The organism is Streptococcus sp. 339 (genome assembly GCF_013277285.1).
GTDB classification, from domain to species: Bacteria; Bacillota; Bacilli; order Lactobacillales; family Streptococcaceae; genus Streptococcus; species Streptococcus pseudopneumoniae.
The window spans coordinates 1-10,455 of the sequence record NZ_VMMR01000085.1; the positions used below are offsets into that span (position 1 = coordinate 1).

Genomic DNA, 10,455 nt, shown 5'->3' on the forward strand with positions numbered 1-10,455 from the left:
CTGACGAAGTCAGTAACCATACCTACGGTAAGGCGACGCTGACGTGGTTTGAAGAGATTTTCGAAGAGTATTACCTTCAAGAAGCTCCATTGATGCCCCACCACCGCGTCACAAATACCTACACTGACACAAAAAGGTGACATAGCCACCTTTTTGGGCTCTATAATATTTGTAGTGGGTAAATCCCCTATGGATATCATTAATAAGGATACATACAAGGAACTCATCGCCAAACTGGACTATGAAGCTCCATCTTGTCCTGAGTGCGGAAGTCAAATGAAGAAATATGACTTTCAAAAACCTTCTAAAATTCCTTATCTTGAAACGACTGGTATGCCTACTAGAATTCTCCTTAGAAAGCGTCGTTTCAAGTGCTATCATTGTTCTAAAATGATGGTCGCTGAAACTTCTATCGTCAAGAAAAATGACCAAATCCCTCGTATTATCAATCAAAAAATTGCGCAAAAGTTGATTGAAAAGACTTCTATGACCGATATTGCCCATCAGCTGGCCATTTCAACTTCAACTGTCATTCGAAAGCTCAATGACTTCCACTTTGAGTGTAATGTTAGAAATCTGCCTGAGATTATGTCTTGGGACGTTGAAACAGTCCGGGGAGTGACTGTTTCAATCGGGAGATGGAGATGAGCTTCATTACGCAAGATTTTAACAATCTCAATATCATCACTGTTCTTGAGGGAAGAACACAAGCTATCATTCGTAATCACTTTCTTAAGTATGATAGAGCTGTCCGATGTCGCGTCAAAATTATTACTATGGATATGTTTAGCCCTTATTATGCCTTGGCTAAACAGATTCGCTTTCAAATTTCTAGGCTCAGGCTGAAACAGTCTCCCAGACTGTTTCACTCCCGAATGCTAAAATCGTTCTAGATCGCTTTCATATTGTACAACATCTTAGCCGTGCTATGAGTCGTGTGCGTGTCCAAATCATGAATCAGTTTCATCGAAAATCCCATGAATACAAGGCTATCAAGCGCTACTAGAAACTCATTCACCAGGATAGCCGTAAATTGAGTGATAAACGTTTTTATCGCCCTACTTTTCGTATTCACTTGACCAATAGAGAGATTCTTGACAAGCTTTTGAGCTATTCAGAAGACTTGAAACACCACTATAATCTCTATCGGCTCTTACTTTTTCACTTCCAGAATAAAGAGCCTGACAAATTTTTCGGACTCATTGAGGACAATCTAAAGCAGGTTCATCCTCTTTTTCAGACTGTTTTTAAAACCTTCCTCAAGGATAAAGAAAAGATTGTCAACGCCCTTCAACTACACTATTCTAACGCCAAACTGGAAGCGACCAATAATCTCATCAAACTTATCAAGCGCAATGCCTTTGGTTTTCGAAACTTTGAAAACTTCAAAAAACGGATTTTTATCGTTCTGAATATCAAAAAAGAAAGGACAAAATTTGTCCTTTCTCGAGCTTAGCTGACTTCAACCCACTACAGTTGACAAAGAGCCCAAAAAAGCCTATCACACAAGCTCTAAAGCTGGATATGATAGGTTTTTATATTTTTCTTAACGTACTGTGCGGATACGCATTGTATTTGTACGAACAGCTTCTCCTACTGGTACACCAGCAACGATAACGATATCATCACCTGACTCAACGAGACCTGCTTCTACCGCTTTACGTTCAGCGATTTCGAACATATCGTCAGTTGAAGATGGAGCATCTGTCAACATTGGGATAACACCCCAGTTCAACATCAATCCACGTTCTGTCAATTCATCAAATGTCAATGCCAAGATGTCAGCATTTGGACGGTATTTAGAGATCAAACGTGCAGTGTGACCTGTCTTAGTAAGAGTTACAACCAATTTAATGTCCATTGAGTTAGTCGCATCTTTAACAGCTGAAGCCATTACTTCTGTCTTAGAGTTACGTTCGAATGAATCTGAATCAAGACGTCCGTATTCATTAAGAAGAGTTTGAGCGTTCTTGTCGATTGTAGCCATTGTAGTTACTGACTCAAGTGGATATTTACCGTTTGCAGACTCACCTGAAAGCATTGTAGCGTCAGTACCGTCGATAACAGCGTTGAATACGTCTGATACTTCTGAACGAGTTGCACGTGGTTTTTCAGTCATTGTTTCAAGCATGTTTGTTGCAGTAATAACAACTTTACCTGCAGCATTGACTTTCTTGATAATCATTTTTTGGTAAACTGGAACCATTTCGAATGGTACTTCGATACCCATATCACCACGAGCGATCATGATACCATCAGCTGCTTCGATGATTTCATCCAAGTTATCGATACCTTGTTGATTTTCGATTTTAGCGAACAATTGAACATGCCCGTTTCCAGTTTCTTCACAGATTGCACGAACTTCGTTCACGTCTTTTGCAGTACGTACGAATGAAATCGCAATAAAGTTGATACCTTGTTCAAGACCAAAGCGGATATCGTCGTTATCACGTTCAGCAAGGGCTGGGAAAGGAATTTTAGTGTTAGGAATATTCACACCTTTTTGTTTAGCGATGATACCATCGTTTTCAACTTCCACTTCAAATTCACGAGTTGCGTCATCTTTAGCAACCACACGAAGACCAAGTTTACCGTCGTCAACCAACACTTGACGACCAACTTCAACATCATCATAGATATCCAGAGCACCAGCAACGTTCAATGCAATCACTTCACGAGTTGATTTGATTCCTTGTTTAGTTGCAACACGGATTTTCTCACCAGTTTTGTATGAATACTCTTTAGCTTCACCTTCGAACAATTCTGTACGGATTTCTGGTCCTTTTGTATCAAGAAGGAAACCAACTTTTTTACCTGCAAGTTTTTCAGCAAGTTTAACAGTTGCCATACGCTCACCTTGTTCTTGGTGGTCACCGTGTGAGAAGTTGAAACGGAATGTGTTAGCACCAGCTTCAATCAATTGAGCAATGTTTTTAGCTGAAGCTTCAACATCAAGTTTTTCACCCCAGTATCCGTCCTCACCGAATTTTTTACCACCACGGATTTCTACCGCAGGACCCAAAGTTGCAACGATTTTTACACGTTTGTTCATGATTTTTGTGACTCCTTTATAGATATGACCTTTTTGGTCTTATTAACTAAATTGTAAATTATGACAAGCTCTTATTCAAGCTAGATAGCTCAATATCGGCTTTGTGTGGGTTGTTAACTACAATCTTACCTTCTGCAGTAAGGCTAAACAATGCTCCTTCTTCTGCCGTTCCAAGAATTGGGTTTTCAACCATTTTCTCGTTACGGATACCAACCGCAACACCACCAATACCTTCTTTAAGAAGTTTAACAGCATGGGCACCCATACGTGACGCCAATACACGGTCACGCGCAGTTGGAGAACCACCACGTTGAATATGTCCAAGTTCTGTCACACGAAGGTCGCTTGTATCTCCAGCTTCTTTAAGTTTTTGACCAAATTCAGCTGCTGACATCACACCTTCAGCTAAGACGATGATATTGTGTTTTTTACCACACTCATAACCACATTTAATGCTTTCTACGATGTCTTCAATCTTGAATCCTTCCTCAGGAATGATGATTTCATCTGCACCAGTTGCAATACCAGCCCAAAGAGCGATATCACCAGCGTTACGTCCCATAACTTCAATAACAAAAGTACGACGGTGACTTGATGATGTATCACGAATCTTATCAATAGCATCCATAGCAGTTGTAACCGCTGTGTCAAAACCGATTGTAAAGTCAGTACCAACGATATCGTTATCGATTGTACCTGGAAGACCGATAGCAGGGAAACCATGCTCAGTCAAACGCATAGCGCCGTGGTAAGAACCGTCTCCACCGATAACAACTACACCTTCAATGCCGTGTTTTTTCAATTGCTCAATCCCTTTTAGTTGCCCTTCAAGTTGAGCGAACTCTGGGTAACGAGCTGAGTGAAGGAAAGTACCACCACGAGAAATGATGTCTCCTACTGAAGCTGCATCTAGGGGATGAATTTCACCGGCAACCATACCAGCATATCCGTCATAGATACCAAACACTTCCATTCCTTCTGAAATTGCTTGACGAACAACTGCACGGATAGCAGCGTTCATACCAGGGGCGTCTCCACCACTAGTCAAAACAGCAATACGTTTCATATTGGTTTATGCTCCTTTTTCTTTTAACAGTCTTCTTGATTATACCACATTTGATTTTAAAATTCTTCTATTTTCCGTATTTTTAGCGATAAATCGTTTTCATAACGATTTCATTCAATTTCTCCTCTAATTCATCAGATTTAACTACAAAATAATGGGGAGAAACGATGGTTTTCTGTTCCTCCTCATACCGGATGATGACTGGGATTGAGCCTTTAAATTGTTCTAAAATACGTGAAATTTCTTGATCCGATTCATGATTTTTCACCTGTATCCAAAAGCGTTCAGCAACTGCTTCTCTTATTTCTTGTGCAATCATTTGCAGACGGCCATCACGTGATTGTATTTTTCCTTTTATATAGTAGAAGGCTCCCTCTTTTATTTCCTGTCCAACCTGACGATATAAGTCTGAAAAGAGAGTGACGTCCAATTTTTTCTTACTATCATCTACCTGTAAGAAGGCCATATTTTCACCCTTTTTGGTACGAATCACTTTTATTTTCTGAACTTCAACCAAAATAATAGCATAGCTATTTTCTGACAAATTTCCGATTGGGGTAATTGGGTAAATAGCTTTACTTGCGATAGTTTGTAGTGGATGTTTGCTGACACCTATCCCTAAAAGCTCTTGTTCCATATAGAATTTTTCTTGTTCCGTCCAATCCTCCGATTCCTGCCAACTATAAATAGTATCTCCAAATAAACTTCCCAACTCTTTCACAAATTCAAATAGATTGGCTAAGTTATTAAATACTTTTTGACGATTTTTTTCAAATAAATCAAAAAGACCAACTTTTACCAAAGGTTCTAGCAGAGGTAGTTTCAGATAATTCTCAGGTAATTTAGCTATAAAATCTTCAATGTTAGAATAGGGTCTATTTTCAATAATCCAGAGAGCTAAATCATTACTGACTCCCTTAATCGATTTCAATCCTAGATAGATGGACTTGTTGGCAATTTTATCGTGATAGGGAATGGTGTTGATGGACAGAGGAGCCACTTCAAAGCCTGCTTCAAGTGCATCTATTAAGTAATCACTGTTGGCAGAATTCAACATGACCTGATAAAAAATGGCTGGATAATGCGTTTTGAAATAAGCCAACTGGAAGGCCAAAGCTGAGTAAGCATAGGCATGTGACCTGTTAAAACCATAACCTGCAAACTTCTCCATGACATCAAAGACCTGCTCTGCTTTTTCCACAGTATGACCAGCTTCTAAGGAGCCTTGAATAAAGGAAGCTCTCATCTCATGCATGGCAGAAGCATCCTTTTTCCCCATAGCTCGACGCAAAATATCGGCCTTCCCAAGACTAAATCCAGCAAACCGCTGAGCTACCTGCATAACCTGCTCCTGATAGAGCATGATACCATAGGTTGGAGCCAAAATATCCTCCAGTACTGGATCCAGAACAGTCACTTCTTCCTGCCCATGTTTTCTTGCCACAAAATTATTGATATAATCACTAGCACCTGGTCTATTTAGAGAAGTAGTCGCTACGACATCTTCAAAACAGACTGGTTGCACACGCTTAAGCAGACGAATGGCACCAGGTTGTTCAAATTGAAAGATACCTTTTGTATTGCCAGAAGCAAATAAAGCTAACGTTTCTTTATCTTCCAAATCAATCTCGTTGATAGCTATCTTAATCCCTTCTGTTTCAGCAAGCAACTCTTGCATTTTCTGAACAAAGGTCAAATTTCGCAGTCCCAGAAAATCCATCTTCAAAAGACCGCTAGCCTCAACTCCATGAGCATCATACTGAGTCAGTGGAATTTCATCACCATGCTTTAGAGGAATGTAATTGGTCAAATCTTGGTCGCTAATCACAACACCAGCTGCATGGACAGAGGTTTGTCTTGGATACCCCTCAATCTTGCAGGCAATTTCAAAGGCTTTTTGGTATTCTAACTTACTATTAATTTGCTGACGAAACTGGAGATTGCCCTCATAGGCTGACTTGAGATTATCACGGAAACTGATTTTCTTGGTAATTGCGGATAATTCATACTCTGGAACACCAAAGCGTTTCAAGACATCACGCAGAGCTTGCTTGGCACCAAAGGTAGAAAAAGTAACGATTTGTGCCGCATGTTTACTGCCATATTTATTACCAACATATCTGATAAAATCTGGACGATAAATATCTGGGATATCAATATCAATATCAGGCATGGTATAGCGTTCACGATTGAGAAAGCGTTCAAAAATCAGATTTTTCTCTACTGGGTCAATCCCTGTAATATCTAAGGCATAAGAAACCAAGCTACCAACTGCAGAACCCCTTCCCATTCCCATATAGTAGCCATTCAGTCGTCCAAAACGCAACAAATCCCAAACAACCAAGAAATAATCATCAAATCCCATATCATGAATAACAGCCAATTCTTGGTCTAGACGGTCTTGATATTCTTTACTAGTCAATCCCTTCTGAGCAAGCCCAAGCTCAGCGCGTTCTCTCAACTCTTCTACTGCTGGTCTAGCTGGGTTAAAACGAGGCAGTTTCAGACTCGTATCCAAGTCGTAAGAAATGCCTGAAATCAGCTTTTCTAAATTGTCTAAGGCTTGCGGAAATCGTTCTAGGAATAATTTCTCTAAAGAACTTGCTGATATAAGGACATCTTGTCGTGAGCGCAAGGGAACTTCTCTAAGCGGTAGGTTTTCTTTAATCGCTGTTAAAACTTGAAGAACTTCTCTATCCCTGCTTTCAAAAGCATTGACCCGATAGAGGGGCAAGATTGGATGATAAAATTCGCTTGCTGGTGTTTCCGGATAAACCCCTATATAGTAATCACAGCCTAGTTCTAACGACTCCAGTCCATCAAAATAAGGCACAATTACCGCAATATCATTTAAGTACTGAGATAAAACCGACCAATTTTTCTCCCCCTGCATCTTGGCTGTCGAAAGCTTCATCAACTGCTGATAGCCCACACTAGATAAAGCTAAAAAGCGCAGATTCACTTCCTGAGCATCCACAAACACAGTCATTTCAAGCCCTAATAAAGGATGAATGCCATATTTTTTTGTAACCTCTAGAAAGTCAAAAGCACCATAAAGATTGTCAATATCCATTATAGCCAGATGAGTGTAGCCGAATTCTTTAGCTGCTCTCACATACTTTTCAATCGAAATGACGCTTTCCATAAAACTATAGACTGTTTTTGTATCTAGTTGTGCGATCAATTTACACTTCTCCTCTATCCTTCTCACTATATTATACCATTTTCACCTATAAAAGGCTTCTCTTGAGAAAAATTTCATCAGCTTACTAATTTACTTTCTATTCATTTGTATTTTTGTCATCGTTTTTTATATTTATACTATATTATATATAAAAATAGAAAACATATCATATAAATCTCCTAGAATTTTTATATTATACCTATTACGTCTATTATTACACTGTTCTCTATATTGAATTTAGCACTTTATTCATTTTTATTGGATTATTTCCTTTTGCAGTTAACAATTCCCTTTCTGCTTTTTTTTTGATATAATAACCTTAACTATCATTCTATATGGAGGTTCTATGCGTTTTAATCAATATAGTTATATCACTTTTCCAAAAGAAAATATCTTATCTGAACTAAAAAAATGTGGCTTTGATTTACAAAACACAGCCAATCCCAAGGAATTACTGGAAACTTTTTTACGTCGCTTCTTTTTCACTTATGAGAACACCGACTATCCACTCTCCTGCTTGGCTATAGACAAAGAAACTAACATATTAACTTTTTTCAAATCTGATAAAGACTTGACAGCGGATATTTTTTATACTGTTGCTTTTCAACTTTTAGGCTTTTCTTATTTGGTTGACTTCGAAGACAGTGACGTTTTTCGTAAAGAAACTGGATTTCCTATTGTATACGGTGACTTGCTTGAAAATCTCTATCAGTTACTCAATACTCGCACCAAAAAAGGAAATACTCTTATCGACCAACTTGTCAGTGACGGTCTTATTCCAGAGGATAATGACTACCACTACTTTAACGGCAAGAGTTTGGCTACTTTTTCTAGCCATGATATCATTCGTGAAGTCGTTTACGTGGAGTCTCGTGTCGATACCGACCAAAAAGGTCTACCAGACTTAGTCAAGGTTAACATTATTCGTCCTCGTTATGAGGGCCAAATCCCTGCCATCATGACAGCCAGCCCTTATCATCAGGGAACCAATGACAAGGCTAGTGACAAGGCTCTCTACAAGATGGAGGGCAATCTCGAGGTTAAGCCTGCTCATAAGATTGAACTAGAGGAACCTCAACTCAATCTCGTCCAATCTCAAGGCCAAGCTGAGCTTGTGGCTGAAGCTGAGGAAAAGCTAACTCACATCAACTCTAGCTATACACTCAACGACTACTTCCTTCCACGAGGTTTTGCCAATCTCTATGTTTCAGGTGTTGGTACCAGAGACTCTACTGGTTTCATGACTAATGGCGACTACCAGCAAATCGAGGCTTATAAAAATGTCATTGATTGGCTTAATGGCCGTTGCCGTGCCTTTACCGATTATACGCGCCAGCGTCAAGTCAAAGCTGACTGGTCAAACGGAAAAGTAGCTACAACTGGACTTTCCTATCTAGGTACCATGTCAAACGGCCTTGCCACTACAGGTGTTGATGGTTTAGAAGTAATCATTGCTGAGGCTGGAATTTCTTCATGGTACAACTACTACCGAGAAAACGGTCTGGTGACTAGCCCAGGTGGCTATCCAGGTGAGGACTTTGACTCCCTTGCTGAACTAACCTACTCTCGTAATCTCTTGGCTGGCGACTATATCCGTGGCAATGAAGCTCACCAAGCTGACTTAGAAAAAGTGAAAGAGCAACTGGATCGCAAGACTGGCGACTATAACCAGTTTTGGCATGACCGCAACTATCTGCTCAATGCCCATAAAGTAAAGGCAGAGGTTGTCTTTACCCATGGTTCTCAGGATTGGAATGTCAAACCACTTCATGTTTACCAGATGTTCCATGCTCTTCCCACTAATATAAATAAGCATTTCTTTTTCCATAATGGCGCCCATGTGTATATGAACAACTGGCAGTCCATTGACTTCCGTGAGTCCATAAATGCCTTATTGACCAAGAAATTACTAGGACAGGAAACAGATTTTCAGCTTCCGACCATTATCTGGCAGGACAATACCGCTCCTCAGACTTGGTTATCACTTGATACCTTTGGAGAGCAAGAGAACTTTGAAACCTTCTCACTTGGTCAAGAAGAGCAAGTTATTCAAAACCAGTACTCAGATAAGGATTTTGAGCGCTATGGTAAGACCTACCAAACCTTCAATACAGAACTCTATCAAGGGAAAGCTAATCAGATTACTATTGACCTTCCTGTGACCAAGGACATTCATTTAAACGGTCGCGCTCAGCTCAATCTTCATATCAAATCCAGCACAAACAAGGGGCTTTTATCTGCTCAATTACTGGAACTTGGTCAAAAGAAATACTTACAGCCTTATCCAGCTGTTTTAAGTGCTAGAACCATTGACAACGGTCGCTATCATATGCTGGAAAATCTCTGTGAACTGCCATTTAGACCAGATGCACAACGAGTCGTGACAAAAGGTTACCTTAATTTACAAAATAGAAATGATTTACTGTTAGTAGAGGATATTACTGCAGATGAATGGATGGATGTGCAATTTGAACTGCAACCAACTATTTACAATCTAAAAGAAGGAGATACTCTTCGTTTAGTCCTCTATACGACTGACTTTGAAATCACCATCCGTGACAATACCGACTACTACTTGACTGTCGACCTCGCTCAGTCCACGCTTACCATACCTTGCTAAAAGGAGTTACATTATTATGAATAAATCAGACAAAAGTCCGCGAAGAAGATAGCGCTTATTATGTTCTTAACAATGGTTCCATCTCAAAATGGGAAAAACGTCTCGAACTCTACATGGAAGACGCCCTTGTCTTGATGCGCCCAGTTCAACACCAAGTCCTACTAAAAACCCTTCCTGGACTGGCTCAATCCTTTGGTTCTATCATTGATGCTTTGAGCTTCCCTGACGCTATCGCTACCCTTTGTGGTGATGATGTCTGTCTTATCATCTGTGAAGATGCAGATGCTGCTCAAAAGTGCTTTGAAGAACTGAAAAAATTCGCCCCACCATTTTTCTTTGAAGAATAATAAATGACTACAACTAACAATTATGCTTCAAAAAACCTGGTAGAAAGTCTTTAACATCAGAAAACGCATAATATCAAGTGTTTAAAACCCTTGATATTATGCGTTTTGCTTTATCCTAGGAAGATTTATACTCTTCAAAAATCTCTTCAATCCGCATTAACATCGCCTTGCCGTAGGTATGGTTAC

General features: G+C 39.7%; 4 protein-coding genes and 2 pseudogenes. 3 read left to right on the forward strand and 3 right to left on the reverse strand.

Going from position 1 to position 10,455, the window contains the following annotated elements; genetic code table 11:
• Positions 1-189: 189 nt before the first annotated feature.
• Positions 190-1,456: pseudogene (locus HT736_RS09530) on the forward strand (transposase).
• Positions 1,457-1,546: 90 nt separating this feature from the next.
• Here the strand turns inward: HT736_RS09530 and pyk are convergent.
• The 3 genes from pyk to HT736_RS09545 form a co-directional block, all read right to left on the reverse strand.
• Complete coding sequence (gene pyk, locus HT736_RS09535) at positions 1,547-3,052, reverse strand: pyruvate kinase (protein WP_001042822.1); 1,506 nt, start codon at positions 3,050-3,052, stop codon at positions 1,547-1,549.
• Positions 3,053-3,110: 58 nt separating this feature from the next.
• The gene (gene pfkA / locus HT736_RS09540) at positions 3,111-4,118 is read right to left on the reverse strand and encodes a 6-phosphofructokinase (RefSeq protein WP_000820864.1); all 1,008 of its coding nucleotides are present in this window, start codon (positions 4,116-4,118) and stop codon (positions 3,111-3,113) included.
• An 82-nt stretch (positions 4,119-4,200) separates the two neighbouring features.
• Positions 4,201-7,302 (reverse strand): DNA polymerase III subunit alpha, encoded by a 3,102-nt coding sequence (locus HT736_RS09545; RefSeq protein ID WP_050975947.1) that lies wholly within the window; start codon positions 7,300-7,302, stop codon positions 4,201-4,203.
• A 346-nt stretch (positions 7,303-7,648) separates the two neighbouring features.
• Between HT736_RS09545 and HT736_RS09550 the strand changes: the two genes are divergently transcribed.
• Positions 7,649-9,922: a Xaa-Pro dipeptidyl-peptidase gene (locus HT736_RS09550; protein ID WP_172930984.1), complete on the forward strand. Its 2,274-nt coding sequence runs from the start codon at positions 7,649-7,651 to the stop codon at positions 9,920-9,922.
• 29 nt (positions 9,923-9,951) lie between these two features.
• A pseudogene (locus HT736_RS09555) lies at positions 9,952-10,269 on the forward strand (arginine repressor); the annotation flags it as partial.
• Between the last annotated feature and the right edge of the window lie 186 nt (positions 10,270-10,455).